The organism is Pseudomonas sp. UF-293, from assembly GCF_058245595.1.
The window spans coordinates 13,959-40,143 of record NZ_JBSICA010000042.1; the positions used below are offsets into that span (position 1 = coordinate 13,959).

The following is a 26,185-nucleotide window of genomic DNA, read 5'->3' on the forward strand; positions in this document are numbered from 1 at the left end:
GCCTACAAGGATCAACCTTGCCACGCGGGCAAGGTCAAGCACCATTATTCAACGCGCTGCAAAACAAACTGTGGGAGCGAGCCTGCTCGCGAATGCGGTGCATCATTCAGCAATCATGTTGACTGATCCGGCGCTTTCGCGGGCAGGCTCGCTCCCACAGGTCGAGGCGGTTGCTCAATAACCCAGACCAGCCGGCTTGAGGTACACGCCTTCGGCATTCATCGCCAGGCGGAACTTCAGCACATCCCCGGCGTGCAGCACGACTTCCTGCGAACCCGGCGCCAGCATGCCGGGATTGCAACCCGGTGCCTGGCCCGGCAGCAGTTTCAAGCGCAGCGAAACCTTGCCCGGCGGCAGGTTGAACGAAGTGCTCTGCTCCTGGAACAGGCGCGCCGAGAGCTGGTCCTGAATGTATACGCCGATCTCGCACGAAGTCGCGACTTCGAGGCGTTCGCGGGAAATGATCAGTACCGCGTAATCCTCACCGGCGGCTTGCACCTGCGGGACGGCGGCGAAAAGGCTGAGCAAGCCAAACAGGCTCAAAGCTGACCAGCGCATGGCTGAATCTCCTGAATTTCAGTCATTGATGCATGCAGCTTGGCCGAGCGCAGCGCTGATTGCCAGCCCGGCAGTTTTGTGCAGAACTTGACCTTGCCATCGTGGCAAGCTCGAGACTGCCGGCAACCCCACTCAAAGGAGTCTTCCCATGCAAGTGTTCAACGTTCAAGGCATGTCCTGCGGTCATTGCGTCAAAGCCATTACCCAAGCGGTGCAGGCGCTGGATCCGGCCGCCAGCGTGCGCGTCGATCTGGCTGCCAGGGAAGTCGGCGTCGAAAGCACGCTGACTGAAGATCAGGTCGTCGCGGCGATTCGCGAAGAGGGTTATGACGTGAAGCTCGTCTGAAACTGATCGTTAGCGAGCTATCGGAATGTTCAAGGCGTCCGAGCGCGGCTAGACTGTCGTGCTGCGACTTGCCCACCTGGATGCCTGATGAACTTCCGCACGATTTTGATACTCGGCGCCTTGAGCGCCTTCGGTCCTTTGGCGATCGACTTCTATTTGCCTGCCTTCCCGGCCATGGCGCTGGCGTTCGGTACCGATGAGCAGCATGTCCAGCTGACGCTGGCGGCGTATTTCCTTGGTCTGTCCCTGGGCCAACTGGCTTATGGGCCGATTTCCGATCGTTTTGGCCGGCGGCTTCCGCTGCTCAGCGGCGTTGCTCTGTTCACCCTGGCGTCATTGGCCTGCGCCTATGCGCCGAACCTGGAATGGCTGATCGGCGCGCGTTTCGTCCAGGCATTGGGCGGTTGCGCGGGGATGGTGATTTCCCGCGCGGTGGTTGCCGACAAGTGCGACGCGGTCGGCTCGGCGAAGGTGTTTTCCCAATTGATGCTGGTGATGGGCCTGGCGCCGATTCTGGCGCCGATGCTCGGTGGTCTGCTGGTCAACACCACGGGTTGGCAGTCGATCTTTCTGGTGCTCACCGGGTTCAGTGCGGCGGCAGGTCTGGCGGTGGCATTAGGATTGCCGGAAAGCATGCCGGCCCATGTGCCGCGCCAGCCGTTGTCCGGTGCATTGCGCCAGTACGGGCGACTGGTCAAGGATTCGGTCTACCTTGGCCACGCCCTGACCGGCGGCATCGCCATCGCCGGGATGTTTGCCTACATCGCCGGTTCACCGTTTGTGTTCATCAAGCTCTACGGCGTACCCGCCGAGCATTTCGGTTGGCTGTTCGGCACCAACGCGGCGGGCTTCATTCTGGTGGCGCAGGTCAATGCACGCCTGCTCGCCAAGCGTGGCCCGGCGTTTTTGCTGGTGCGCGCGGTGTGGGTGTATTTCCTCGCCGGCCTGACCTTGCTGGCGGTCAGCGCAATGCGCCCAGAGGCATTGTGGCCGTTGCTGATTCCGCTGTTCATTTGCATCGCCAGCCTCGGCTGCATCATTCCTAACGCCTCGGCTTGCGCAATGAACGGCCAGGGCGCCCGCGCCGGCAGTGCGTCGGCGATGCTCGGTTGCCTGCAATTCAGCATCGCCGCCGGTGCCGCCGCATTGGTGGGGGTGTTGCACGATGGCAGCGCCGTGCCGATGGCCATGGTCATCAGCCTGTGCGGTCTGCTGGTGGTGAGCGTCGCGCTGCTCACCCGGCGTCTGCAGAATGCCCGGACACTGGCGCAAGCCCAGGTGTGAAAGTTCTGGTTTGACTGCTGAGCTTTGCAGCTCAGCCTGCGGCGCGCTGCTGGCTGGGTTCGGGGATCCGGTGGGGGGCGCAGAGTCGCGCTTCTAGGGTGCGAGTAAAGGCCAGGGCCTCGGCTTCACTGCGAAAGGTCACGACATGCTGGTCCAGGCGCACCTGCCATTGGGACTTTGCCACTTCTTTTATCAGGATCTTCATTGCTGACCTCCCTTGCGTAAAAGATGTATCGCAGAGGCTTCGATTGTAGACCCCAATACCCGCGCAATTGTGACAAGGGTCAAGCAACTGACTGACGGCAAAAACCTCGGCAGCCCGTGTAGGAGCTGCCGAAGGCTGCGATCTTTTGACTTTAGAAACCTTCTAAAACAATTTTCCCCTTGGCCTTGCCGCTTTCCAGCAGCTCATGGGCGCGGCGCAGATTGGCCGCGTTGATCACGCCGAAGTGCTCGCCCAAGGTGGTCTTCAAGGTGCCGGCGTCGATCAGCTCGGCGACGCGGTTGAGCAACTTGTGCTGTTCGATCATGTCCGGCGTTTCGAACAGCGAGCGGGTGTACATGAACTCCCAGTGCAGCGACAGGCTCTTGCGCTTGAGCAGGCTGATGTCGAGGGACTTCGGATCGTCGATCAGTGCCAGTTTGCCTTGCGGCGCGAGGGCTTCGACCAGTTGCGGCAGATGCTGATCGGTCTGGGTCAGGCTGGCGACGTGGGTCACGCTGGCGATGCCGGCGCGCTTCAACTCTTCGCTCAGCGGCTGGCTGTGATCGATGACCAGGTCGGCACCGAGTTCGCTGACCCAGTCACGAGTTTGCGCACGGGAGGCGGTACCGATGACTTTCAGGCCGGTCAATTGCTTGGCCAGTTGGGTAAGGATCGAGCCCACACCGCCCGCCGCTCCGACTATCAGCAGGTTCTGGCTCTGGTCGGCGCTGCCTTCGCTGATTTGCAGACGCTCGAAGAGCAATTCCCACGCAGTGATCGCGGTCAGCGGCAGCGCAGCGGCTTCGGCAAAACCGAGGGACTTGGGCATGTGCCCGACAATGCGCTCATCAACCACGTGCAGCTCGCTGTTGCCACCGGCCCGGGCGATCGATCCGGCGTAGAACACTTTGTCGCCAGCCTTGAACAGGGTGACGTCACTGCCGACAGCCTTGACCACACCGGCAACGTCCCAGCCCAGCACTTTTGCCGCGCCGTTTTCCGGCGCCGCGTTCTGCCGCACTTTGGTATCGACCGGGTTGACCGAGATGGCTTTGACTTCCACCAACAGGTCGCGCGGGCCGGCGACCGGCTCTGGCAGTTCAATGTCCTGCAGGGATTTGGCGTCGTTGATCGGCAGGCACGCGTAATAGGCGATGGCTTTCATAAGTGGCTCCGTACGGTTGTTAGAAGAGGGAATCAGGCAATCGCGCCGAGGCGCTTGAGCTGGAAGTGTTCGATGCTGTGGCCGGCGCTGGCCTGGAAATTCTGAAAATGCGCGCTGGCGTTGTGCGCCTCAAGCACCTCATCACTGGCCCACTGCTCGATCACATAAAAAACCTGTGGATCGGCAAGGTCGCGGTGCAGGTCGTACTGGCCACAACCCGGCTCGGCGCGGCTTGGTTCGACGAGGGCACGCAGCGCCTGTTCGAGAACGTCCTGCTGGCCGGATTTGGCGGTTAGTGTGGCGATAGCGGTAAAGGACTGGGACATGCGCGGACTCCAGAGAATCGGATGAATTCGATGGAAGCCATCATTGGCTATTTCTCTGCGCGATAAAACCGGCTAAAAGAGCAGGCTCTTTCAATTTTTTTTTGATAATGGAGGCTGCGCATGCTGCGTTTTGATGATTTGCAGTTGTTTGTCCGCGCTGCCGATCTGGGCAGCCTGTCGGCTGCGGCGCGGGTGATGGACATGTCCGCCGCCGTGGCCAGCGCGGCACTCAAGCGCATCGAGCAGCAGCTCGGCGCGCGCCTGCTGGCGCGTTCGACTCGCAGCCTGCGCCTCACCGCCGAGGGCGAAGGCTTCCTCGAATATGCCCGCGCCGCCCTGAGCAATCTCGACGAAGGGCGTCGCTTGCTCGCCAGCGGCCAGGATCAGGTCAGCGGAATTCTGCAGCTGTCGGCGCCTTCGGATTTCGGGCGCAATCTGCTGCTGCCGTGGCTCGACGCGTTCCAGCGTGAACACCCGAAACTGACGGTGCGGCTGTTGCTCGGCGACCGCATTGCCGACCTCTTCCGGCAACCGGTGGACATCGCCCTGCGCTATGGCGAGCCGGAAGATTCCAGCCTGATCGCCCTGCCCATTGCCCCACACAATCGCCGCGTGTTGTGCGCCTCTCCTGATTATCTGGCCCGGCATGGCGAGCCGCGTCAGCTCGAGCAATTGGCCCAGCACAACTGTCTTTTATACATGCTTGGCAGCCGCGTTCACGACCACTGGAGTTTTCACGATGGCAAGCGCGAAGTCGGCCTGACCGTCAGCGGCGATCGCTTCAGTGATGACGCCGACGTGGTGCGGCTATGGGCGCTGGCCGGTGCCGGGATCGCCTATAAGTCATGGCTCGACGTTGGTACCGATGTGCTCGCCGGGCGCCTCAAAGTGCTGATGCCGGAACTGCTGTGTGAGCGCGCACCGCTGAATCTGTTGTGCGCCCATCGCGCACAATTGAGTAAGCCGGTGAACCTGCTGAGGGAGATGCTCGCCAGCCGTTGCGCCGAATTGGGTAGTCAATTTCCCGCTTTTCTCAAAGTTGATCATTAGTCGCAGGCAAATAGAGAAATTTCTCTCAGGAACAATCGCCACCTGCGCAGGCCCGGGCGCAGGACGTCTGGCTTAACCCGCTTATACTAGCGCCCGCCTCATGCTTGCACTGACACCTGGCGCGCAGATCCCGTAACGCGTTGCCGGCTTTTGGTGGCGGTTGCAACTTCTGCTGCAAGGTTGTGTGCCGGAGCAACGGGTGTCGGTGGCAGGCCTTGCCCCGATCCAGGGCGGTTTTCGCGTGTTGGCCAATCACCCATTAGCGGCCAAGATGTCTCCGAGCGGTAGACGATACGATTCGACAGGGAGTGAACAAATGGAAAATGCACCGTGCATCAGCCAGATCGCGACATTGCTGGCCGACCCCAAGCGCAGCGCGATGATGTGGGCGTTGATGGATGGCTCGGCGCGGCAAGCCGAAGAGCTGGCGTTGCTCGCCGGGCTCTCGCCGTCGTCGGCCAGTGCGCATCTGGGGCGATTGTCCGCAGGTGGACTGTTGAACATCGAGATGCGTGGGCGTAAACGCTTCTTCCGCTTGGCAGCCCCGGAGGTGGGCGCGGCGATCGAGGCACTGGCCAGCGCCACCATTGCCAGCGCGCCACGGCAAATCCCCGCTGCGCTGAAACGCACCACGCCGATGGTCAGGCCACAGGCGGCGCCGTCTTCGTTGTTGCGCGCGCGGTTTTGCGACGATCATCTGGGCGGCACCCTGGCAGCTGATCTGTATCAGCGCCTGCTCGATGCCGGCTGGATCGAACAAGTTGAGCAACGTGTGGTGGTCACTCACAAGGGGTCCACCCGACTGGCCCAGCGCGGCGTGTTTATCCAGGCCCTGGCGCACCGCAACGTGCAGGTCGCCTGCGCCTGCCCGGACTGGAGCGAGCGCCGCCCGCACATGGGCGGCTCACTGGGCGCGGCGCTGCTGCAGTTGTTCATGCAGTCCGGCTGGCTGACCTTGCCCAACGATTCCCGCGCCTTGCAGTTGACGACCACCGGCCAGCGCGAAATCCATCGCTTCGCTGCCGAGACCGAGCTGGAAACAGCGTTCTAGAGCGACAGCCTGGACTGAGCAGACGATCAACGTCGTCTATGACTGTGAACAGGTCGCATCCAGTACGACCTCTGAATGACCATCCCGCACACTTGATCCGGGGATTTTTCCGGATGGGGGAGCGCAACATGAATACACAACGCTTTAGCGCGGCTGAGCGCCTCGAACGGCTACCGCTCAGCGGTTATCACCGCGTCATCTTCATCATCATCGCCTTGGCGTTTTTCTTCGATTCCATGGATCTGGCGATGATGACTTTCCTGCTCGGCTCAATCAAAGCCGAATTCGGCCTGAGCAGTGCACAGGCAGGGCTGCTGGCCAGTTCGAGCTTTTTCGGCATGGTGCTGGGGGCGTCGCTGTCGGGGATGCTTGCCGACCGCTTCGGGCGCAAACCGGTGTTTCAGTGGAGCATCGTGCTGTGGGGCGTGGCCAGTTACCTGTGCTCGACGGCGCAGACGGTGGAGACGCTGACGCTATTTCGCATCCTGCTGGGCATCGGCATGGGCATGGAATTTCCCATCGCGCAATCGATGCTGTCGGAGCTGATTCCTGCGCAACGACGCGGACGCTACATCGCGCTGATGGACGGCTTCTGGCCGCTGGGTTTTGTCGCGGCAGGCGTGCTCTCGTACTTCCTGCTGCCGCTGATTGGCTGGCGCGATATCTTTCTGGTGCTGGCGGTGCCGGCGGTGTTTGTCCTGGCGATCCGTTTTTTCATTCCCGAATCACCGCGCTGGCTGGAACAGGCCGGGCGGGACGCCGACGCGGACAAGGTGTTGAACGGCATCGAAGCGCGGGTGCGTGCTTCGCTGGGCGCTGCAGCTTTGCCGGAACCGGTTCGTTTGCCCCGCACGGTGACGCCACCGGGCAATTTCTTCTCGGCACTCAAGCAGATCTGGTCGCCGCAATATCGCCAGCGCACGACGATGATCTGGAGTCTGTGGTTCTTTGCTTTGCTGGGTTTCTACGGGCTGACCTCATGGCTCAGCGCGTTGCTGCAGCAGTCGGGTTTTGCCGTGACGCAATCGGTGTATTACACCGTGCTGATTTCGCTCGGCGGGATTCCCGGCTTCCTCATGGCGGCATGGTTGGTCGAGCGTTGGGGGCGTAAGCCGGTGTGCATCGTCACCCTGCTCGGCGGCGGGGTGATGGCGTTTCTCTATGGGCAGAGCGCGGTGTTCGGCGGCAACGTCGCGTTGCTGATCGGTACCGGATTGTTGATGCAGTTCTTTCTGTTCGGCATGTGGGCGGTGCTCTACACCTACACGCCGGAGCTGTACCCGACCTCGGCACGGGCAACCGGCTCGGGATTTGCTTCGGCGATTGGCCGCGTCGGCTCGCTGCTCGGGCCACTGGTGACCGGGCTGGTGTTCCCGATTACCGGGCAGGGCGGCGTGTTCGCGCTCGGCGCGGCGTGCTTCGCGATCGCGGCGGGCGTGGTGTGGCTGTTCGGGATGGAGACGCGGGGCAAGACCCTGGAAGAGCTTACCGAGTGAACATCGATATGAATGTGGGAGCGAGCCTGCTCGCGAAAGCGGTGTTTCATTCAACGAAAATGTTGACTGACACTCCCTCTTCGCGAGCAGGCTCGCTCCCACATTGGTTTTGCGGTGTTGCTTAAGGTTTTACCAACCGCGCATCCAGGCTGTTCTGCGCCAGGCGTTTGGCCTGATCCTGGGTCATGCCCAGATGCTCGTGCAGCGCATGGAAGTTCTCGGTCACGTACCCGCCGAAATACGCCGGGTCATCGGAGTTCACCGTGACCTTCACGCCGCGCTCGAGCATGTCGAGGATGTTGTGCTGCGACATGTGATCGAACACGCAGAGCTTGGTGTTCGACAGCGGGCACACGGTCAGCGGAATCTGCTCGTCGATGATCCGCTGCATCAGGCGCTCGTCCTCGATGGCGCGCACGCCATGGTCGATGCGCTGGATTTTCAGCAGGTCGATGGCTTCCCAGATGTACTCCGGTGGGCCTTCTTCACCGGCGTGGGCGACGGTCAGGAAGCCTTCGTCGCGGGCGCGATCGAAGACGCGTTTGAACTTGCTCGGCGGATGGCCCATCTCGGAACTGTCGAGACCGACCGCGACAAACGCATCACGGAACGGCAGCGCCTGATCGAGGGTTTTCTGTGCTTCGTCTTCGCTGAGGTGGCGCAGAAAGCTGAGGATCAAACCGCTGCTGATGCCCAGTTGCGTCTCGCCATCCTTAAGCGCGGCGGCGATGCCGTTGAGCACCACTTCGAACGGGATGCCCCGGTCGGTGTGGGTCTGCGGATCGAAGAACGGTTCGGTGTGAATCACGTTCTGTGCTTTGCAGCGCAGCAGGTAGGCCCAGGTCAGGTCGTAGAAATCCTGCGAGGTGCGCAGCACATCGGCGCCCTGGTAATACAGGTCGAGAAACTCCTGCAGATTGTTGAAGGCGTAGGCCTTGCGCAGGGTTTCGACGTCGCTCCACGGCAGGGCGATCTTGTTGCGCTCGGCCAGGGCGAACAGCAGTTCAGGCTCCAGCGAACCTTCCAGATGCAGGTGCAGTTCGGCTTTGGGCAGGGCGTTGAGCCAGTCGTACATAGTCTTTTCTCATCAGGTGCAATGCCGGCATTCTACAGAGGCTGGCCGCAACAATTGGCAAAACCTGACCAGGTGATCGATCAAACCGCCTCTTGCTCGCGGCGATAGGCGTAGGTATCGGCGAAGCGCGACAGCAGGAATTCAGCACAGGTGGTGGTCGGATATTTCGCCGGATGCTGTGGGTCCTGGCAACCGGGCAGGCATTCGATGCGCGTGTCCGGGTGCGGTTCGGCGAAAAACGGCATCGAATAACGATCCACCCCTAGCGGGCTGATCACCCGATGCGGGGTTGAGCGATAACGGTCGTTGCTCCAGCGCGCCATCATGTCGCCGAGGTTGACCACGAAAGTGCCGTCAATCGGTGGTGCATCGATCCATTCACCTTTGACGTTCTTTACCTGCAAACCGCCGGCGCTGTCCTGGTAGAGCAAAGTGATGCAGCCGTAATCGGTGTGGGCGCCGGCACCTTGTTGCTCGGCGGAGCTGGCGGTGTGACGCGGCGGGTAATGGATCATGCGCAACACGCTGACCGGTTCGACAAAACGCGAATCGAAAAAGTCGCGTTCGATGCCCAGCGCAATGGTCATCGCCCGCAACAGGGTTTGCGCCAGTGCCTGCATGTCGAGGTAATGCTGCTCCATCAGAGCGGCCCAACCGGGTTGCGCCGGATGGCGATTGGGGCCGCGCAAGGGTTTTTCCGCCAGCACCTCAGGATGCTCGGCCGGCAGGTGCAGGCCCATGTCGAAGGTTTCCTTCAGATCACTGGGTTTGTCCGGGTCCAGTTGCTCGGTGGCAATCGCCCCGTAGCCGCGATGGTGGCGAGTCTGGGTAATGTCGATCTTCAGTTTTTCCGCAGCGGGCAGGGCGAAGAAGCGCTGGGCGTGATCGAGCAGATCGTCGATGCGCTGTGCCGAGATCGGATGGCCCTTGATGTAGAAAAAGCCCCACTCGCGACAGGCTTGGTCGATTTGTTCGGCCACCGCAGGCCAGGCGTTTTCGTCGTCGCTATAGAGCGGGCTGATATCAATGATCGGAAGCTGATCCATACACAATCCTTGAATACGCTGTGTTTCCAATGTGGGAGCGAGCCTGCTCGCGAAGAGGGAGTGTCAGACAACATTTTTGTTTAATGACACACCGCTTCCGCGAGCAGGCTCGCTCCCACAGGGTTTTGTGTGGTGAATCGGGGGACTACTTCGGCATTTCGGCCTTCATGCCCTCAACGTAATAATTCATCGATGCCAGTTCCGCATTGGTGGCGCTGACCCCTGCAGGGATTTTTTCCACGCCGGCCTGATCCTTGATCGGCCCGGTAAACGGCTGCAACGCGCCGCTCTTGATGTCGGCGATCAACTGCTCGGCCTCGGCTTTCACCGGCGCCGGCACCAGATCGCTGATCGGCAGTTCCACCGTACCTTCCTTCAGCCCGCCCCAGTAATCCTGGGATTTCCAGGTGTGGTCGATCACGCTCTGCGTCGCTTGAATATAGTGTGGCGCCCAGTCGTTGACGATTGAGGTCAGCACCGCTTTCGGGCCGAAGTGGGCCATGTCCGAGGCGTAGCCCACGGCATACACGCCGCGCCGTTCGGCAGCCTGGATCGGCGCCGGGCTGTCGGTGTGCTGGAACACCACGTCGACGCCCTGGTCGATCAGCGCGTTGGCGGCGTCGGCTTCCTTGCCCGGATCGAACCAGGAGTTGACCCACACCACTTTGATTTCGGTGCCCGGGTTGTACTTGTTCAAGGCCAGCTGGATGGCGTTGATGTCGCGGATCACTTCCGGAATCGGAAACGAGGCGACGTAGCCGATTTTCCTGGTCTTGGTCATCTTCGCCGCGAGGAAACCGCCGACGTAACGGCCCTCGTAAGTGCGCGCCAGGTAAGTGCCGAGGTTCTTGTCCTGCTTGTAGCCGGTGGCGTGTTCGAACGTCACCTTGGGAAACTGTTTGGCGACTTTCACCGTCGGGTTCATGTAGCCGAAAGAGGTGGTGAAAATCAGGTCGTATTTGTCCTTGGCCATGTTGCGGATCACCCGCTCGGCGTCGGCGCCCTCGGCGACGTTTTCCACGTAGTTGGTGGTGATCTGCGTGCCGAGTTTTTCCGCCAGGGCCTTGCGCCCCTGTTCGTGCTGATACGTCCAGCCGTGGTCACCGATCGGGCCGATGTAGACGAAACCGACTTTCAGCGGATCGGCAGCGCTGGCGCTCAGGCTGATTCCCAGACCGATGGCGGCGTACAGCAGTTTGTGCAGCGGACGTATTGGCATGAACCCGAACTCCATTTTGTTGTGTGTGCTCAGGGCCAATGCAAATTGCTGACCAACAGGACAATAAATAATCCACAACCGCAGTGCGGCCTTCGCGAGCAGGCTCGCTCCCACAGGGGGATCGCATTTCAATGTGGGAGCGAGCCTGCTCGCGAAGAGGACGGCAAGGCCAATAAAAGTGCATGCCTGAATCCAGCTGCCATCGCGTGGTGCGCAAAGATGTAACGAAACGTTAGCGGCGCGCGGCAGTCAGTAGCTCATCAGCTCTTTTCGGCAAAAGGCCCGTCATGCTCTCGATCCTCAAACAAGAAAGCTTCCTGCTGCTGGCAGTCCTTGCCGCGTGCGTCGCTTACCCACTGGAACACTGGCTGCTGCACAGCGGCCAGATCGTCGCGCTGGGCGGCGGTCTGCTGCTGATTGCCTTCATCGTCGCCGCGTCGATGCGCGTCGCTCATCACGCCGAACTGCTGGCGGAAAAAGTCGGTGATCCCTACGGCACGATGATCCTCACGCTCTCGGCGGTGTTGGTTGAAGTGGTGATCCTGGCGATCATGATGAGCAACGAAGCCTCGGCAACACTGGTGCGCGACACGATTTACTCAGCGGTCATGCTTGACATCAACGGCATCCTCGGCCTCGCCGCACTGATGGGCGGGATCAAACACGGCGAGCAGTCCTACAACGACGATTCGGCGCGCAGCTACAGCGTCATGATCCTCACCGCGATGGGCGTGTCGATGGTGGTCCCGGAGTTCATTCCCGAGGCCAACTGGAAGATGTATTCGGCGTTCACCATCGGCGCGATGATGGTGCTGTATGCGCTGTTCCTGCGCATGCAGGTCGGCCCGCACAGTTACTTTTTCAGCTACAGCTACCCGGACAAACGCCGCAAGAAAGAGCCGGTCGAGCAGGAGCCGAAACCGGTCAGCCTGGCGCTGTCGGTTGGCATTCTGGTGTCGGGGGTGGTGATCATCGGCGCACTGGCCGAGGTGATGTCCAAGACCCTCGATCTGGGCCTGGAAGGCACGGGCGCGCCGCCGGTGATCACGGCGATTCTGGTGGCAGCGATTTCCGCCGCGCCGGAAATTCTCACCGCACTGCGTGCAGCGCTGGCCAATCGTATGCAGTCGGTGGTCAACATCGCGATGGGTGCGTCACTGTCGACGGTGATTCTCACCGTGCCGGTGATGGAAGCGATGGCGCTGTACACCGGCCAGCCGTTTCAAATGGCGATGACCCCGGTACAGACAGTGATGATCTTCATCACCCTCATCGTCAGTGCGATCAACCTCAATGACGGCGAGACCAACGCCATTGAGGGCATGACGCACTTTGTGCTGTTTGCCACGTTCATCATGCTATCCCTGCTGGGCCTATAGGGACGCTGAAAACCTGTAGGAGCGGGCTTGCTCGCGAAAGCGGTGTGTCATCCAACAAACATGTTGTCTGACGCTCCCTCGTCGCGAGCAGGCTCGCTCCCACAGTTTTGAACGGCGGCGACTCAGGTACCGGCGATCAACTGCCGAGCCGCCTGGCTGTGATCGGCGATCAGACCTTTCAGGTCCAACCCTTCAACCTGCCCATCAACCACACGCCACTTGCCCCCGATCATCACCCGATCCGCTCGGTCAGCGCCGCACAGCAGCAACGCCGAAATCGGATCATGGCTACCGGAGAAGCGCAGTTCATCGAGCTTGAACAACGCCAGATCCGCCTGTTTGCCCACGGCGATTTCGCCAATGTCGGTTCGGCCCAAAAGGCTCGCCGAACCCTTGGTCGCCCAGCCCAGCACGCGCTCCGGGGTGATCTTTTCGGCGCCGTAACGCAGGCGCTGGATGTACAGAGCCTGACGCGCTTCGAGGATCATGTTTGAAGCATCGTTGGACGCTGAACCGTCAACGCCAAGACCGAACAGCGCGCCGGCGTCGGTCAGCTCGATGCTCGGGCAGATGCCGGACGCCAGGCGCATGTTCGAGCTTGGGCAGTGGCAGATGCCGGTACCGGCCTGGCCGAGGCGGGCGATTTCGTCGGGGTTGAAATGAATACCGTGGGCCAGCCAGGTACGCGGGCCGAGCCAGCCGACGCTGTCCAGGTAATCGACGGTGCGCAGACCGAAGCGTTGCAGGCAGAAGTCTTCTTCATCGAGGGTTTCAGCAAGGTGGGTGTGCAGACGCACATCAAGCTTGTTTGCCAGATCAGCGCTGGCCGACATGATTTCCGGGGTCACTGAAAACGGCGAACACGGCGCCAGGGCGATCTGGATCTGCGCGCCGTCGCCACGCTCGTGGTACTCGTGAATCAGCCGCTGGCTGTCATCAAGAATCACCTGACCTTCCTGCACCGTTTGTTGCGGAGGCAGGCCGCCGTCCTTCTCGCCGAGGCTCATCGAACCACGGGTGAGCATGGCGCGCATGCCCAGCTCACGCACCGTTTCGACCTGCACGTCGATGGCGTTCTCCAAACCGTCCGGGAACAGGTAGTGATGGTCGGCAGCTGTGGTGCAACCCGAGAGCAGCAATTCGGCCAGCGCGACTTTGGTGGCGAGGGCGAGTTTTTCAGGCGTCAGCCGTGCCCATACCGGGTACAGGGTTTTCAGCCACGGGAACAGCGGCTGATTGACCACCGGCGCCCAGGCGCGGGTCAGGGTCTGATAGAAGTGATGGTGAGTGTTGATCAGGCCCGGCAGGATCACATGCTCGCGGGCATCGAACACTTCATTGCAAGGCGCCGACGGCTGCTGACCGGCGGCGAGGACTTCGACGATCACACCGTCTTGCACGACAAGGCCGCCACGGGCATCAAGCTCGTTGGAGGTGAAAATGGCGAGGGGATTTTTTAACCAGGTACGGGTCGCAGGCATTGTGGCCGGCTCCTCTGAAAGTTGGGTTCAGGGTTGCCAGCTCAGTGATGCCCTGTCTGCTGATCCAGGGTCGCCGCGAAGGACGAGGCGCGCAGTTTCAAACAAATTGCAGCAGTGGGCAAGCCCAACCCGACCATTCACCATCACTCCCTGTGGGAGCGAGCCTGCTCGCGAAGGCGGCATGTCAGTCGATAAAGATTTACCTGACAGATCGTATTCGCGAGCAGGCTCGCTCCCACATCGGGATTTTCAGTGCTTACCAGGGAATGGTTTCACCCTTGTAATTGACGAAGTGATGCCCGCCCTTGCCGGTGAACGCATTGACCTGATCGATCAGCCCGCGGGTGCTGGTCTCGACGTCAAGATCGGCGCCTTCGCCGCCCATGTCGGTCTTCACCCAGCCTGGGTGCAGGGACAGTACGGTGAGTTTCTGCTCACCCAGCTGCGTGACGAAACTGTTGGTCATCGAATTCAGCGCCGCTTTGCTCGCCTTGTACAATGCCAGCTCCGGCGCGTCGGGCATGGTCACGCTGCCGAGCACCGAACTCATGAACGCCAGCACGCCGCTGCCGTCGCGGATCTGCCCGACGAAACGCTGGGCCAGATTGATCGGCGCCACCGCGTTGGTGAAAAACAGCTGCCCGACCTCGGCCAGGGTTGCGCCGCCCGGCGTCTGCACGTCCGGGCCTTTGACCCCGGCGTTGACGAACAACAGATCGAAGGTTTCGCCCTTGAGCTTCTGGCTCAGGGCGATCACTGCTTGCTGATCGTCCATGTCGAGCTTCTCGATGCGCACGTCACCCAGCGCTTGCAGCGCCTCGGCCTTTTGCAGATTGCGCACCGTCGCGGTCACTTGCCAGCCATCGCCCAGCAGGGTCTTCACCAGACCGAGGCCCAAGCCGCGGGAGGCGCCGATGATCAGTGCGTTTTTTGCCTGAGACATGATGGGTTTCCTTGAAAGTCAGCATTCAGGATTCAATGGACACGCCTGACCGAGGCGCAGTTGCAGCGCTTGGCGAAAAACAGGCTTTGATCCCGGAGCATACTCCAGGCTTCTTGAGTTTCTCGAGGGTGTTTGATCAGAAATAGTTGTGGGTCGTGGTCCAGGTGCTGCCGGTGCGGACGCCTTCGCGAGCAGGCTCGCTCCCACGCTTGCCCGCGTTCACTCAGATCCCCTGTGGGAGCGAGCCTGCTCGCGAAGAGGCCCGCTCTGACAACGATCAGTGTCCCGATTGCCACGGTTGCCCCAACGAAACCGGCGCATACAGACGAGTGCGCACGGCATCGCGGGACAGCAGCACCAGCACCAGAATCGTCGCCACATACGGCAGCATCGCGAGCAGGCTCGAAGGAATCGCCAGCCCCAATCCCTGCGCCACCAAGTGCAGGATGCTGGCGAGGCCGAACAGGTACGCCCCAAGCAACAACCGCCACACCCGCCAACTGGCAAACACCACCAGCGCCAAGGCGATCCAGCCGCGTCCGGCGGTCATGTTTTCTGCCCACATCGGCGTGTAGGCCAGCGACAGATACGCCCCGGCCAGCCCGGCCATTGCTCCGCCAAACAGCACCGCCAATGTACGCACGGTCAGCACTGGCAAGCCCATCGCGCTGGCCGCATCCGGGTTTTCACCGACCGCTTGAATGATCAGGCCGACACGGCTTTTGATGATCACCCACGCCACCAGCGCAAACAGCGCGAACGACAGATACACCAGCAGATCCTGAGCAAACAGCATCCGCCCGATCAGTGGAATCTCACTCAGATACGGAACCGCCAAAGGCTCGAAACCCGCCAGCGGCTTACCCACCCAGGCCGCGCCGACAAACGTCGACAGGCCCACGCCGAAGATCGTCAGCGCCAGCCCGGTGGCGACCTGATTGGCGTTGAACACCAGCGCGACCAGGGCAAACAGTGACGACAACAACATCCCCGCCAACATCGCCAGCAGCACACCCAGCCACAGGTTGCCGCTGTTCAGCGCGACGATAAAACCGATCACCGCACCGAACAGCATCATGCCTTCCTGGCCGAGGTTGAGGACGCCGCTTTTCTCGCAGATCAACTCACCCAAGGCCACCAGCAACAGCGGCGTGCCGCAGCGAACCATGGCATAGAAAATATTGCTCAACAGATCGATATCCATTACAGCGCTCCGGCGGTTACGGCAGGGGTCGAGGCGCGCCGGGTCCAGCGCAGTTTCAGACGTGGCCGATAGAGAATCAGCACGTCACAGGCGAGCAGGAAAAACAGCATCATGCCCTGGAACAACTGGGTGATCGCTTGCGGCAGATTGAGCGACATCTGCGCGCTTTCGCCGCCGATGTACAGCAGCGCCATGAGCAGGCTCGAGAACAGAATGCCGAGCGGATTCAACCGTCCGAGAAACGCCACGGTGATCGCCGCGTAGCCATAGCCCGGCGACACCTGCGGCACCAGTTGGCCGATCGGCCCGGTCACTTCGCAGACCCCGGCGAGCCCGGCCAGACCACCGCTGATCAACAGCGCCAGCCAGATCAGGCGCTTCTCGCGAAAGCCGACAAAACCTGCCGCACGCTTGTCCAGCCCGAGCACTTTGATCTGGAAACCGATAAAGCTTTTCTGCAACAACACCCACACCGCGACCAGCGCGAGCAGGGCGAAATACACCCCGGCGTGCACGCGGCCGTCCTCCAGCAGCAGTGGCAACCGACTGGCGTCGCCGAACATCGCCGACTCGGGGAAATTGAAGCCCGCCGGATCCTTCAACGGCCCGTGCACGCAGAACAGCAGCAGGTTCAGCGCGATGTAATTGAGCATGATGCTGGTAAGGATTTCATTGGCATTGAAGCGCGTGCGCAGCCACGCGGTGAGCCCGGCCCATGCGGCGCCCGCCAGCGTGCCGGCCAGCAGAATCAGCATCAGCGCCCAGCGACTTTGCATGTCGATAACGTTCACTGCCAGAGCACTGCCGGCCAACGCGCCGAGTAGAAGTTGGCCTTCGGCGCCGATGTTCCAGATTCGCGCCTGATAGGCCACCGCCAGGCCGAGTGCGCAGAGCAGAATCGGCAGCGCCTTGACCAGCAATTCGGACACGCCATACAAATCGCTGACCGGCGCGATCAGTAGCGTGTGCAAGGTTTGCAGTGGGTCATGGCCCAGAGCGATGAATAACAGCGAGCCGCAGCCGAGGGTCAGGGCCGCCGCCAATAACGGCGAGCACCACAGCATCAGGCGCGATTGCTGGCCACGGGGTTCGAGAGAAAGCAGCATGGTTGGAACTCCGTTAAACCGAGGCGGCGCCAGGTGAGTGATCGAACTGGCCGGCCATCCACGCGCCGACATCGCTCAGTTGTGTAAGGCCGGTGTCTTGCAGTGCCGACAGACGTCCGCCGCACAGCGCGCCGAGGCGATCGCTGATCTGGAACAGCTCATCGAGGTCTTCGGAAATCACCAGAATCGCCGCGCCGGCATCGCGCAGGGCAATCAACGCGCGATGGATGGTCGCAGCGGCGCCGACGTCGACGCCCCAGGTCGGGTGCGCGGCGATCAGCAGTTTCGGTTGCTGAAGAATTTCCCGGCCGAGGATGAATTTCTGCAAGTTGCCGCCGGACAGGCTGCGCGCGGCGGTCTGCGTGTCCGGGGTCTTCACGCCGAAGCGCTGGATGATCTGTTGCGCGAGGGCTTCGACTTTGCCGCGTTGAATCAACCCGTGGCTGACCAGGCCTTGCTGGAAAGCACTGAGCAGGGCGTTGTCGGCCAGACTCAACTCCGGCACCGCGCCGTGGCCAAGGCGTTCGGCCGGCACGAAGGCCAGACCCAATTTGCGCCGCGCATCCGGACGCAGGTCAGCGACGTTTCTATCTGCGAAGCGCAGGGTCGCCGCTTGCGCCCGGGGCAAGGTTTGTTCGCCGCTGAGCAGGGCGAGCAACTCGTCCTGACCATTGCCCGCAACTCCGGCGATGCCTACGATTTCACCGCTGCGTACTTGCAAGTCGATGTCTGTCAGCGAGCAGCCAAACGGGTCCGGGTTGTGCCAGCTCAAACCCTGCACCTGCAAAAACGCCGCGCTACCGCTGACCTTCGGATACTCGCCAATCAATGCCGCCGCTTCGCCGACCATCAGTTGTGCCAGTTGCTGATCCGTACATTGCGCGGGCAGGCAATGCCCGGCTACCCGACCGCCGCGCAGTACCGTGGCGCTGTGGCACAAAGCGCGCACTTCAGCGAGCTTGTGGCTGATAAACAGAATGCTGCAGCCTTCATCGGCGAGGCGACGCAGGGTGATGAACAGTTCGTCAGCCTCCTGCGGCGTCAGCACCGAGGTTGGCTCGTCGAGAATCAACAGGCGGATGTCCTGCATCAGGCAACGAATGATTTCCACCCGTTGCCGCTCGCCGATCGACAGGCTGTGGACAAGTCGTTCCGGTTCCAGCGCCATGCCGTAGCGCCGCGAGACTTCGCGAATCTTCGGCTCCAGTTGCTTCGGTGTGCCGGCCGCCGCGCCCATCGCCAGAGCAATGTTCTGCGCCACGCTGAGGGTTTCGAATAGCGAGAAATGCTGGAACACCATGCCAATGCCCAACTGCCGCGCCTGCGCCGGATTGCGCATCTGCACGCGCTGCCCCTCCCAGAACATTTCACCGCTGTCGCACTGGGTGACCCCGTAAATGATCTTCATCAACGTGCTTTTGCCCGCGCCGTTTTCACCGAGCAGGGCATGGATTTCACCCGGCGCGATGCTCAGGTCGATGGCGTCGTTGGCCAGGCAACCGGGGTAGCGTTTACTGATCTGCCGCAGTTGCAGGCGCGGTGGGGAAGGGGCGATGGACATGACAGGCTCGACTGACTTGGAGTTGTGCCTGTGGATAAAGCAATTTCCTGGCCATTGAGTCAGGAACGCTTGCGCAACCCGTTGGCAAACGCCGACTGCAGCGCATCGGCGCTCGATCTGGTTCATGGTCGAGCACCATTTCAGCGCAAAGCCGTTGATCAGGCTCCAGTTTTGCCCGCGAGTAGTTGGTTAAAAAGTGAGCAAGCGCTTGCGGCCTAGACAGATTCAGCGACAGCGGTGGTCATGAACGGCTTATCCACAGGTTGCTCCACAGTAATTGTGCGCAAGCCCTTAGCCCGGGCATAAGCACTGCATTGCTTTGTTCTAATGGTGATAAACGCCGTTAACTGTCTGTTTTTACGCTGTTTTTCCGTTTCGTCGGGTCAATTGAACGAAAAGTGAACAAATCGCGCAAAGCCGCGTGACAGAAGGGTTACAGCGGTATGTGCTCAGGTTATCCACAGTCCGGGTGCACAGCAGGTGTGGGCAAGTCGCCAATTGGGGAATGCCCTAAAAGATCGCAGCGTTCCGCAGCTCCTACAATTGGAATGCGTTCCAAAGGAGCTGCCGAAGGCTGCGATCTTTTGATCTTCCACTCTCAACGCTGCAACAAAATCCGCCCACGGCTCAGATCCGCCAACTGACTCTGCAACACGTCGATCTGCGCTTCCCCCACCGCCAATTCCAACTCCACCCCATTAGCCGTGAAGTTTTCCTCCACCACCAATCCGCCGAGATCGGCCACACGCAACTTCACCAGCGCCAATTCGGCAAATCCACAGGCGCAACTCAGCGGCACGCGGCTGATCAGCTCGATTTTTTCCGCCGCTTGCAGGCACTTGTTGGCGCCGCCGCCATAGGCTCGGGCCAGGCCGCCAGTGCCCAGTTGAATGCCGCCGTACCAGCGAATCACCAGCACCGCGACCTGATCGCAGTCCTGCGCTTCGATCGCCGCCAGAATAGGGCGCCCGGCGGTGCCGCCCGGCTCGCCATCGTCAGTACTGCGATATTGCGCGCCGAGTTTCCACGCCCAGCAATTGTGCGTGGCATTCAAATCGCTGTGCTGCTCGAAAAATGCCTGCGCGTCGGCGGGGCTACTGATCGGCGTCGCCAGAGTGATGAAGCGGCTTTTGCGAATCTCTTCGCGGTACTCGCAAAAACCGCTGAGGGTGAAAGGCATAGACGTCTTATAGAGAGGGAGTGAGGCCGCAGCCTTTGAGAATGATGCGGATCAGGTTGTTGCCGGCGTCTTCCATGTCCTGCTTGGTCAACTTGCTGCGCCCGGTGACGCGGCAGATCTGCGTGGCGAAGTCGGCATAATGCTGAGTGCTGCCCCACAGCAGGAAGATCAGGTGCACCGGATCGACCGGGTCCATTTTGCCTGCATCGATCCACGCCTGAAATACCGCCGCGCGCCCGGTGAACCAGGTGCGGTAATCCTGATTGAAATATTCGCTCAGGCATTCGCCGCCGCTGATCACTTCCATGGCGAAGATCCGCGACGCCTGTGGCTGGCGTCGGGAGAATTCCATCTTCGCGCGGATATAGCGGGTCAGCGCTTCGGCCGGGTCATCCTCTGCAGTAAGGGTGTTGAAGGTGCTGTCCCACAACTCGATGATGTTGCTCAGCACCGCCACATACAAACCGAGCTTGTTGGTGAAGTAGTAATGCAGGTTGGCTTTGGGCAGCCCGGCATTCTGCGCGATGGTGTTCATGCTGGTGCCTTTGAACCCGTGACGGGCGAACTCGTCTTCGGCGGCTTTGAGAATGGTCTCTTCGTTCTTCTGACGAATGCGGCTGGCGGGTTTGCCGCCGTGGGCTGGGACTTCAAAGGTCATAGGCACTTCCGGGATTGTCTGTGGGTGCAACCAGTGCGTTGATAGCGCACCCACAGGCATCCGACAAGTCCTTGCGCGGAAAAACAGTTACGCCTGTTCGATCTTGTTCAATGGCGCGGCGCTTTTTGCCGCTGCGGTTTTGCCTTCCGGCAACAACAGACAGAGGAAGATTGCCGTCAGCCCGCCGCTGGTGATCGCCGAGTCGAACAGGTTCTGCACCAGTTTCGGCAGCAGGTGCAGCAGGTTCGGTTGGGCGGCGATGCCGAGGCCGACGCCGAACGAAGTGGCGATGATCAACATGCTGCGCCGGTCCAGCGGCGACTGCGCGAGAATGCGTACGCCCGCCGCCGCCACCGCACCGAACATCACCAGCGTCGCACCGCCCAGCACCGGTTTTGGAATCTGTTGCAGCACCGCGCCGATCATCGGGAACAGGCCGAGGCAGAACAGGATCGCGCCGATGTACAGGCCGACGTAGCGGCTGGCCACACCGGTCAATTGGATCACGCCGTTGTTTTGCGCGAACGTCGTATTGGGAAACGCGCTGAAGGTCGCCGCGATCATGCAGCTCACGCCATCGCCAAGCACACCACCGCGCAAGCGACTTATATAAGAAGGGCCGCTGATCGGTTGGCGGGCGAGCATGCAATTGGCGGTGAGGTCGCCGACGGTTTCAATGGTGCTGATCAGGTAAATCAGCGCGACCGGCAGGAAAGCCGTCCAGTCGAAGCTGAAACCAAACTTGAACGGCGTAGGAAAACTCACCAGCGGCAAGTCAGGCAACGGCTGCGGGACCAGTTTCCCGCTGAACCACGCCGCGAGACTGCCGAGCACCAGCCCGATGATGATCGCCGACAGCCGTACCCAGGGCGTATTCGAGCGGTTGAGCAGAATGATCGTCAGCAGCACAAACACGCCCAAGGCCAGATTGCCCGGCGCGCCGAAGTCCGGCGTGTTGAAGCCGCCACCCAGATCGGTGATGCCGACCTTGATCAGACTGATACCGATCAGCGTGATGACGATGCCGGTCACCAGCGGTGTCACCACTCGGCGCAACTGACCGATGAAACGGCTGAGCACGATCTGTACGATTGCGCCGAAAAAGCACACGCCGAAAATCATCGCCAGGATATCTTCCGGGCTGCCGCCGCGCTGCTTGACCAGAAACCCGGCCGACAGCACCGCACCGAGAAACGCGAAACTGGTGCCTTGCAGACAGATCATCCCTGCGCCGATACCAAACGGTCGTCGCGCCTGGATAAAGGTGCCGACGCCGGAGACCATCAGCGCCATGCTGATCAGGTACGGTAGATGCGCGGTCAGCCCGAGCGCCGAACCGATGACAAGCGGCGGGGTGATGATGCCGACGAAACTGGCGAGCACGTGTTGCAACGCGGCAAGAATGGCGGCGAGTGGTTTGGGGCGGTCGTTGAGGCCGTAGATCAGTTCACTGGATGAATCGGAATCTGGCTGCATGGCTTTGGCTTCTTGTTGAAGGACGAGTCAGCCCTTCACTGCAAAAAACCTGTCCACTTGCTCAGGTTATTCCTTGATTTTGTCGGTGAGGCCCCGCCGGGTTGGGCTCTGCGCGCTTATCTATCGCGTTGCGGCCAGACTCTCCAGGAAACTTTCCAGCACCAAATGAGGGCGTCGACCCTTGCGCGTGACCGATGCCAGACTCAAATCGTAAAACCGCGTGCCGGCCTTGAGCGCGCGCAACCGCCCTTGCTGCACCCAAAGGCTGGCATAGTGATCCGGCAAATAACCGATATAGCGACCGGTCAGAATCAGAAACGCCATGCCCTCCCGATCCGACGCACTGGCCGTGCAATTGAGCGCCTGATAGTGCGCTTGAATTTCAGCCGGCAAACGGAAGGTCGGCGCAATCGCGTCCTGACCGTCGAGGCGTTGATCATCGAGTTGTTTGTCGTCGACATAAAACAGCGGATGACCCACCGCGCAGTACAGCAGCGAACGCTCGCTGTATAACGGCTGATATTCCAGTCCCGACAAGGCGCTGGCCTGCGGTACCACGCCAACGTGCAGGCGCCCGTCGAGCACGCCTTGCTCGACTTCATTGGGCGCAATCATGCGGATCTGGATCTGCACATCCGGCCCGCGTTCCTTCAATTGCGCGAGGGCGTGGGTGATGCGCATGTGCGGCAAGGTGACCAGGTTGTCGGTCAGGCCGATGATCAATTCACCACGCAAGTGCTGGTGCAGGCCGTTGACCTCAGTGCGGAAGCTTTCCAGCGCGCTCAACAATTGCAGCGCTGATTGATACACCTCACGACCTTCCTCGGTCAGGGAGAACCCGGCCCGGCCGCGCTGGCACAAGCGCAAGCCGAGGCGCTGTTCCAGATCGCTCATCTGCTGGCTGATCGCCGAGCGCCCGATGCCAAGCACGGTTTCCGCTGCGGAGAAGCCGCCACACTCCACGACACTGCGAAAAATCCGCAGCAGGCGAATATCAAAATCACTGACCTGAGCCAATGGATCGGCGCGGCGGCTGCTCATTTTTTGTTCTCTTTGTTTAGCAGTGATCTAACTGAAGGTTAGAAGAGTTGGATTTCATCGACTTTATCGCCGTGGCAATTTAGCTGCAACAACGCTTTCCATCTCCCTGACGCTTATGCCCTGCGAGGTTTTGCCCGATGAACATGCCTGAAAACGCGCCGTCGCCACTGGCCAGCCAACTGAAGCTGGACGCGCACTGGATGCCGTACACCGCCAACCGCAACTTTCAGCGCGATCCGCGTCTGATCGTCGGTGCCGAAGGCAGCTGGCTGTTCGACGACAAGGGCCGCAAGATCTACGACTCGCTGTCCGGTCTGTGGACCTGCGGCGCCGGGCACACCCGCAAGGAAATTCAGGAAGCCGTTGCGAAACAGCTCGGCACCCTCGATTACTCGCCGGGCTTCCAGTACGGCCATCCTTTGTCGTTCCAGCTAGCAGAGAAAATCACTGAGCTGACCCCCGGCAATCTGAACCATGTGTTCTTCACCGACTCCGGCTCGGAGTGCGCCGATACTGCGGTAAAAATGGTGCGTGCCTACTGGCGTCTGAAAGGTCAGGCGACCAAGACCAAAATGATCGGCCGCGCCCGTGGCTACCACGGTGTGAACATCGCCGGCACCAGCCTCGGCGGCGTCAACGGCAACCGCAAGCTGTTTGGTCAGGCGATGATGGATGTCGATCACCTGCCGCACACACTGCTGGCGAGCAATGCGTTTTCCCGTGGCATGCCGGAGCAGGGCGGTATTGCTTTGGCCGATGAGCTGCTCAAGTTGATCGAACTGCACGACGCTTCCAACATCGCTGCGGTGTTCGTTGAACCGATGGCCGGCTCTGCTGGGGTACTGGTTCCGCCGCAGGGTTACCTCAAGCGACTGCGCGAGATCTGCGATCAGCACAACATCCTGCTGGTGTTCGATGAAGTGATCACCGGTTTCGGCCGCACCGGTTCGATGTTCGGTGCCGACAGCTTCGGCGTGACCCCGGACCTGATGTGTATCGCCAAGCAAGTCACCAACGGCGCGATCCCGATGGGCGCGGTGATTGCCAGCTCCGAGATCTACCAGACCTTCATGAACCAGCCGACGCCGGAATACGCCGTGGAATTCCCTCACGGCTACACCTATTCGGCGCACCCGGTGGCCTGTGCCGCTGGCCTTGCCGCACTCGACCTGCTGCAAAAGGAACACCTGGTGCAGAGCGTCGCCGAAATCGCGCCGCATTTCGAAAACGCGCTGCACGGCCTGAAAGGCTCGAAGAACGTCATCGACATCCGCAACTACGGCCTGGCCGGCGCGATCCAGATCGCCGGGCGTGACGGCGACGCCATCGTGCGTCCTTTCGAAGCGGGCATGGCTTTGTGGAAAGCCGGGTTCTACGTACGCTTCGGCGGCGACACCCTGCAGTTCGGCCCAACCTTCAACAGCAAGCCGCAAGACCTCGACCGTCTGTTCGATGCGGTCGGCGAAGTGCTGAACAAGCTCGACTGATTTTTCCCTCTATATATGTACAAAAATGCGGGCGCCTCTTGCGGCGCCTGCGGACCAGAATTCAGGAGTGTTCGATGAGCGTTATCCCGCATTTGATCAATGGCGAACTGGTGACCGAGAACGGTCGCGCGGTAGATGTGTTCAACCCCTCTACCGGCCAGGCGATTCACAAACTGCCATTGGCCAGCCAGGCCACCATTCAGAAAGCCATCGATGCCGCGAAGGCTGCGTTCCCCGCCTGGCGCAACACGCCGCCAGCCAAACGCGCCCAAGTGATGTTCCGCTTCAAGCAGCTGCTGGAGCAGAACGAAGCACGCATCTCGCAACTGATCAGCGAAGAGCATGGCAAGACCCTGGAAGATGCGGCCGGTGAATTAAAGCGTGGTATCGAGAACGTCGAGTTCGCCTGCGCCGCTCCGGAAATCCTCAAGGGCGAGTACAGTCGCAATGTCGGCCCTAACATCGATGCCTGGTCGGACTTCCAGCCGTTGGGCATCGTGGCTGGTATCACCCCGTTCAACTTCCCGGCCATGGTCCCGCTGTGGATGTACCCGCTGGCCATCGTCTGCGGCAACTGCTTCATCCTCAAGCCATCCGAGCGCGATCCAAGCTCGACCCTGCTGATCGCTCAGCTGCTGCTTGAAGCTGGCTTGCCGAAAGGCGTGATGAGTGTGGTTCATGGTGACAAGACGGCGGTGGACGCGTTGATCGAAGCGCCGGAAGTCAAAGCGCTGAGCTTCGTCGGTTCGACACCGATTGCCGAATACATCTACGCCGAAGGCACCAAGCGCGGCAAACGCGTGCAGGCACTGGGCGGCGCGAAGAACCACGCGGTGCTGATGCCGGATGCCGATCTGGACAATGCGGTCAGCGCACTGATGGGCGCGGCTTATGGTTCATGCGGCGAACGCTGCATGGCGATCTCGGTGGCCGTGTGTGTTGGCGATCAGGTCGCGGACGCGCTGGTGGCGAAACTGGTTCCACAGATCAAAGCGCTGAAAATCGGCGCGGGTACGTCGTGCGGTCTGGACATGGGGCCGTTGGTTACCGGTCAGGCGCGTGACAAGGTCAGCGGTTATGTAGACGACGGTGTGGCGGCGGGCGCGACCCTGGTGGTCGATGGTCGCGGCCTGAGCGTCGCGGGTCATGAAGACGGCTTCTTCCTCGGTGGCTGTCTGTTCGACAACGTCACCCCGGAGATGCGCATCTATAAAGAAGAAATCTTCGGCCCGGTGCTGTGCGTGGTGCGGGTGAACAGCCTGGAAGAGGCGATGCAACTGATCAATGATCATGAATACGGCAACGGCACCTGCATCTTCACCCGTGACGGCGAAGCGGCGCGGCTGTTCTGTGACGAGATCGAAGTCGGCATGGTCGGCGTCAACGTGCCGCTGCCGGTGCCGGTGGCTTATCACAGTTTCGGCGGCTGGAAGCGTTCGCTGTTTGGCGACCTGCATGCCTATGGTCCGGATGGCGTGCGCTTCTACACTCGCCGAAAGGCGATCACCCAGCGCTGGCCGCAGCGTGCGAGCCATGAAGCGTCGCAGTTTGCATTCCCTAGCTTATAAGTAGCAGGGCGCGCAGAAGGCCGACCTTTAAGGTCGGCCTTCGCATTTTCAGGGCTTTTTGACCGATATGACAGAAATATGAAAATAGGTGTTGACGGCAGATTCTAGAGGTCTATAATTCGCCCCACTTCCGGCGCAGTCGAAACGGAAAACTCCTTGAGATTCAAAGAGTTGCGAAGTTTTCGGCAGCGGCTTGCTTCAGGTCATCGAAGCCTGGAAGGAGTTGAAAGAGCGGTGATGTTTGGCTCTTTTAACGGTTCGATCTTCTCGGTCGAAAGCG

General features: G+C 60.8%; 24 protein-coding genes. 8 read left to right on the plus strand and 16 right to left on the minus strand.

Annotated elements, in window-relative coordinates; translation table 11 throughout:
* Positions 1 to 174: 174 nt before the first annotated feature.
* The gene (locus AC4IHP_RS25980) at positions 175 to 558 is read right to left on the minus strand and encodes a hypothetical protein (RefSeq protein ID WP_125917565.1); all 384 of its coding nucleotides are present in this window, start codon (positions 556 to 558) and stop codon (positions 175 to 177) included.
* 148 nt (positions 559 to 706) lie between these two features.
* Here AC4IHP_RS25980 and AC4IHP_RS25985 point away from each other — a divergent pair, with 148 nt between their 5' ends.
* Together AC4IHP_RS25985 and AC4IHP_RS25990 are read left to right on the plus strand one after the other, a co-directional pair.
* Positions 707 to 904 (plus strand): cation transporter, encoded by a 198-nt coding sequence (locus AC4IHP_RS25985; protein ID WP_460123703.1) that lies wholly within the window; start codon positions 707 to 709, stop codon positions 902 to 904.
* Between the two features lie 87 nt (positions 905 to 991).
* Positions 992 to 2,188 carry a multidrug effflux MFS transporter gene (locus tag AC4IHP_RS25990; protein ID WP_490833095.1) on the plus strand — a complete coding sequence of 399 codons (1,197 nt, stop codon included), beginning with the start codon at positions 992 to 994 and terminating at the stop codon, positions 2,186 to 2,188.
* Positions 2,189 to 2,219: 31 nt separating this feature from the next.
* Here the strand turns inward: AC4IHP_RS25990 and AC4IHP_RS25995 are convergent, their stop codons facing one another.
* The 3 genes from AC4IHP_RS25995 to AC4IHP_RS26005 form a co-directional block, all read right to left on the minus strand.
* On the minus strand, positions 2,220 to 2,393 hold the full coding sequence (locus AC4IHP_RS25995) for a hypothetical protein (protein ID WP_016771823.1): 174 nt from the start codon (positions 2,391 to 2,393) through the stop codon (positions 2,220 to 2,222).
* Between the two features lie 151 nt (positions 2,394 to 2,544).
* Positions 2,545 to 3,558: a zinc-binding alcohol dehydrogenase family protein gene (locus AC4IHP_RS26000; protein ID WP_490833096.1), complete on the minus strand. Its 1,014-nt coding sequence runs from the start codon at positions 3,556 to 3,558 to the stop codon at positions 2,545 to 2,547.
* Positions 3,559 to 3,590: 32 nt separating this feature from the next.
* A complete protein-coding gene (locus AC4IHP_RS26005) occupies positions 3,591 to 3,884 on the minus strand; it encodes a putative quinol monooxygenase (protein ID WP_490833097.1) in 294 nt (97 codons plus the stop codon).
* 120 nt (positions 3,885 to 4,004) lie between these two features.
* Here AC4IHP_RS26005 and vimR point away from each other — a divergent pair, with 120 nt between their 5' ends.
* From vimR to AC4IHP_RS26020, 3 genes are all read left to right on the plus strand, one after another.
* Entirely contained in the window at positions 4,005 to 4,934 is a 930-nt protein-coding gene (vimR, locus tag AC4IHP_RS26010; protein WP_039764074.1) for a transcription regulator VimR, read from the plus strand.
* Positions 4,935 to 5,250: 316 nt separating this feature from the next.
* On the plus strand, positions 5,251 to 5,985 hold the full coding sequence (locus AC4IHP_RS26015) for an ArsR/SmtB family transcription factor (RefSeq protein WP_460123719.1): 735 nt from the start codon (positions 5,251 to 5,253) through the stop codon (positions 5,983 to 5,985).
* Between the two features lie 128 nt (positions 5,986 to 6,113).
* The gene (locus tag AC4IHP_RS26020) at positions 6,114 to 7,481 is read left to right on the plus strand and encodes an MFS transporter (RefSeq protein WP_460123722.1); all 1,368 of its coding nucleotides are present in this window, start codon (positions 6,114 to 6,116) and stop codon (positions 7,479 to 7,481) included.
* Between the two features lie 121 nt (positions 7,482 to 7,602).
* Here the strand turns inward: AC4IHP_RS26020 and AC4IHP_RS26025 are convergent, their stop codons facing one another.
* The 3 genes from AC4IHP_RS26025 to AC4IHP_RS26035 form a co-directional block, all read right to left on the minus strand.
* Positions 7,603 to 8,556, minus strand: a complete 954-nt coding sequence (locus tag AC4IHP_RS26025; RefSeq protein ID WP_024011466.1) for an adenosine deaminase — start codon at positions 8,554 to 8,556, stop codon at positions 7,603 to 7,605.
* Between the two features lie 80 nt (positions 8,557 to 8,636).
* On the minus strand, positions 8,637 to 9,602 hold the full coding sequence (locus AC4IHP_RS26030) for a 2-oxoglutarate and iron-dependent oxygenase domain-containing protein (protein ID WP_490833098.1): 966 nt from the start codon (positions 9,600 to 9,602) through the stop codon (positions 8,637 to 8,639).
* A gap of 145 nt (positions 9,603 to 9,747) precedes the next feature.
* Positions 9,748 to 10,821, minus strand: a complete 1,074-nt coding sequence (locus tag AC4IHP_RS26035; protein WP_490833099.1) for a BMP family ABC transporter substrate-binding protein — start codon at positions 10,819 to 10,821, stop codon at positions 9,748 to 9,750.
* Positions 10,822 to 11,108: 287 nt separating this feature from the next.
* On the opposite strand from AC4IHP_RS26035, the gene AC4IHP_RS26040 reads away from it, so the two are divergent.
* Positions 11,109 to 12,200, plus strand: coding sequence for a calcium:cation antiporter (locus AC4IHP_RS26040; protein ID WP_041479650.1), 1,092 nt, complete (start codon positions 11,109 to 11,111; stop codon positions 12,198 to 12,200).
* 122 nt (positions 12,201 to 12,322) lie between these two features.
* On the opposite strand, the gene AC4IHP_RS26045 is transcribed toward AC4IHP_RS26040, so the two are convergent.
* The 9 genes from AC4IHP_RS26045 to AC4IHP_RS26085 all read right to left on the minus strand — a co-directional run bounded on the left by AC4IHP_RS26045 (position 12,323) and on the right by AC4IHP_RS26085 (position 22,850).
* Complete coding sequence (locus AC4IHP_RS26045) at positions 12,323 to 13,681, minus strand: 8-oxoguanine deaminase (protein ID WP_073471861.1); 1,359 nt, start codon at positions 13,679 to 13,681, stop codon at positions 12,323 to 12,325.
* A gap of 256 nt (positions 13,682 to 13,937) precedes the next feature.
* Complete coding sequence (locus AC4IHP_RS26050) at positions 13,938 to 14,624, minus strand: SDR family oxidoreductase (RefSeq protein ID WP_490833100.1); 687 nt, start codon at positions 14,622 to 14,624, stop codon at positions 13,938 to 13,940.
* A gap of 277 nt (positions 14,625 to 14,901) precedes the next feature.
* On the minus strand, positions 14,902 to 15,828 hold the full coding sequence (locus AC4IHP_RS26055; RefSeq protein WP_490833101.1) for an ABC transporter permease: 927 nt from the start codon (positions 15,826 to 15,828) through the stop codon (positions 14,902 to 14,904).
* A complete protein-coding gene (locus AC4IHP_RS26060) occupies positions 15,828 to 16,934 on the minus strand; it encodes an ABC transporter permease (RefSeq protein WP_490833102.1) in 1,107 nt (368 codons plus the stop codon). Before AC4IHP_RS26060 ends, AC4IHP_RS26055 begins: the two co-directional genes overlap by 1 nt.
* 13 nt (positions 16,935 to 16,947) lie before the next feature.
* Positions 16,948 to 18,495 (minus strand): ABC transporter ATP-binding protein, encoded by a 1,548-nt coding sequence (locus AC4IHP_RS26065; protein ID WP_490833103.1) that lies wholly within the window; start codon positions 18,493 to 18,495, stop codon positions 16,948 to 16,950.
* A 598-nt stretch (positions 18,496 to 19,093) separates the two neighbouring features.
* Entirely contained in the window at positions 19,094 to 19,675 is a 582-nt protein-coding gene (locus AC4IHP_RS26070; RefSeq protein ID WP_460123744.1) for an IMPACT family protein, read from the minus strand.
* A 7-nt stretch (positions 19,676 to 19,682) separates the two neighbouring features.
* Entirely contained in the window at positions 19,683 to 20,333 is a 651-nt protein-coding gene (locus tag AC4IHP_RS26075; protein WP_016771809.1) for a TetR/AcrR family transcriptional regulator, read from the minus strand.
* Positions 20,334 to 20,420: 87 nt separating this feature from the next.
* The gene (locus AC4IHP_RS26080; RefSeq protein ID WP_490833104.1) at positions 20,421 to 21,809 is read right to left on the minus strand and encodes a uracil-xanthine permease family protein; all 1,389 of its coding nucleotides are present in this window, start codon (positions 21,807 to 21,809) and stop codon (positions 20,421 to 20,423) included.
* Between the two features lie 120 nt (positions 21,810 to 21,929).
* The gene (locus tag AC4IHP_RS26085; protein ID WP_485625084.1) at positions 21,930 to 22,850 is read right to left on the minus strand and encodes a LysR family transcriptional regulator; all 921 of its coding nucleotides are present in this window, start codon (positions 22,848 to 22,850) and stop codon (positions 21,930 to 21,932) included.
* Between the two features lie 137 nt (positions 22,851 to 22,987).
* On the opposite strand from AC4IHP_RS26085, the gene aptA reads away from it, so the two are divergent.
* The gene (gene aptA, locus AC4IHP_RS26090) at positions 22,988 to 24,337 is read left to right on the plus strand and encodes an omega-aminotransferase AptA (RefSeq protein WP_490833105.1); all 1,350 of its coding nucleotides are present in this window, start codon (positions 22,988 to 22,990) and stop codon (positions 24,335 to 24,337) included.
* Positions 24,338 to 24,411: 74 nt separating this feature from the next.
* Positions 24,412 to 25,905 (plus strand): CoA-acylating methylmalonate-semialdehyde dehydrogenase, encoded by a 1,494-nt coding sequence (locus AC4IHP_RS26095; protein WP_041479657.1) that lies wholly within the window; start codon positions 24,412 to 24,414, stop codon positions 25,903 to 25,905.
* The last annotated feature ends 280 nt before the right edge of the window (positions 25,906 to 26,185 follow it).

What these genes read in the sequence shown, in the direction of transcription:
- AC4IHP_RS26025 (WP_024011466.1), bottom strand. Translation starts at nt 8,556, where the DNA reads ATGTACGACTGGCTCAACGCCCTGCCCAAAGCCGAACTGCACCTGCAT.
- AC4IHP_RS25995 (WP_016771823.1), bottom strand. Translation starts at nt 2,393, where the DNA reads ATGAAGATCCTGATAAAAGAAGTGGCAAAGTCCCAATGGCAGGTGCGC.
- AC4IHP_RS26070 (WP_460123744.1), bottom strand. Translation starts at nt 19,675, where the DNA reads ATGCCTTTCACCCTCAGCGGTTTTTGCGAGTACCGCGAAGAGATTCGC.
- aptA (WP_490833105.1), top strand. Translation starts at nt 22,988, where the DNA reads ATGAACATGCCTGAAAACGCGCCGTCGCCACTGGCCAGCCAACTGAAG.
- AC4IHP_RS26015 (WP_460123719.1), top strand. Translation starts at nt 5,251, where the DNA reads ATGGAAAATGCACCGTGCATCAGCCAGATCGCGACATTGCTGGCCGAC.
- vimR (WP_039764074.1), top strand. Translation starts at nt 4,005, where the DNA reads ATGCTGCGTTTTGATGATTTGCAGTTGTTTGTCCGCGCTGCCGATCTG.
- AC4IHP_RS25990 (WP_490833095.1), top strand. Translation starts at nt 992, where the DNA reads ATGAACTTCCGCACGATTTTGATACTCGGCGCCTTGAGCGCCTTCGGT.
- AC4IHP_RS26065 (WP_490833103.1), bottom strand. Translation starts at nt 18,495, where the DNA reads ATGTCCATCGCCCCTTCCCCACCGCGCCTGCAACTGCGGCAGATCAGT.
- AC4IHP_RS26085 (WP_485625084.1), bottom strand. Translation starts at nt 22,850, where the DNA reads ATGAGCAGCCGCCGCGCCGATCCATTGGCTCAGGTCAGTGATTTTGAT.
- AC4IHP_RS26035 (WP_490833099.1), bottom strand. Translation starts at nt 10,821, where the DNA reads ATGCCAATACGTCCGCTGCACAAACTGCTGTACGCCGCCATCGGTCTG.
- AC4IHP_RS26050 (WP_490833100.1), bottom strand. Translation starts at nt 14,624, where the DNA reads ATGTCTCAGGCAAAAAACGCACTGATCATCGGCGCCTCCCGCGGCTTG.
- AC4IHP_RS26060 (WP_490833102.1), bottom strand. Translation starts at nt 16,934, where the DNA reads ATGCTGCTTTCTCTCGAACCCCGTGGCCAGCAATCGCGCCTGATGCTG.
- AC4IHP_RS26020 (WP_460123722.1), top strand. Translation starts at nt 6,114, where the DNA reads ATGAATACACAACGCTTTAGCGCGGCTGAGCGCCTCGAACGGCTACCG.
- AC4IHP_RS26030 (WP_490833098.1), bottom strand. Translation starts at nt 9,602, where the DNA reads ATGGATCAGCTTCCGATCATTGATATCAGCCCGCTCTATAGCGACGAC.
- AC4IHP_RS26000 (WP_490833096.1), bottom strand. Translation starts at nt 3,558, where the DNA reads ATGAAAGCCATCGCCTATTACGCGTGCCTGCCGATCAACGACGCCAAA.
- AC4IHP_RS26005 (WP_490833097.1), bottom strand. Translation starts at nt 3,884, where the DNA reads ATGTCCCAGTCCTTTACCGCTATCGCCACACTAACCGCCAAATCCGGC.
- AC4IHP_RS26095 (WP_041479657.1), top strand. Translation starts at nt 24,412, where the DNA reads ATGAGCGTTATCCCGCATTTGATCAATGGCGAACTGGTGACCGAGAAC.
- AC4IHP_RS26075 (WP_016771809.1), bottom strand. Translation starts at nt 20,333, where the DNA reads ATGACCTTTGAAGTCCCAGCCCACGGCGGCAAACCCGCCAGCCGCATT.
- AC4IHP_RS26055 (WP_490833101.1), bottom strand. Translation starts at nt 15,828, where the DNA reads ATGGATATCGATCTGTTGAGCAATATTTTCTATGCCATGGTTCGCTGC.
- AC4IHP_RS25985 (WP_460123703.1), top strand. Translation starts at nt 707, where the DNA reads ATGCAAGTGTTCAACGTTCAAGGCATGTCCTGCGGTCATTGCGTCAAA.
- AC4IHP_RS26040 (WP_041479650.1), top strand. Translation starts at nt 11,109, where the DNA reads ATGCTCTCGATCCTCAAACAAGAAAGCTTCCTGCTGCTGGCAGTCCTT.
- AC4IHP_RS26045 (WP_073471861.1), bottom strand. Translation starts at nt 13,681, where the DNA reads ATGCCTGCGACCCGTACCTGGTTAAAAAATCCCCTCGCCATTTTCACC.
- AC4IHP_RS25980 (WP_125917565.1), bottom strand. Translation starts at nt 558, where the DNA reads ATGCGCTGGTCAGCTTTGAGCCTGTTTGGCTTGCTCAGCCTTTTCGCC.
- AC4IHP_RS26080 (WP_490833104.1), bottom strand. Translation starts at nt 21,809, where the DNA reads ATGCAGCCAGATTCCGATTCATCCAGTGAACTGATCTACGGCCTCAAC.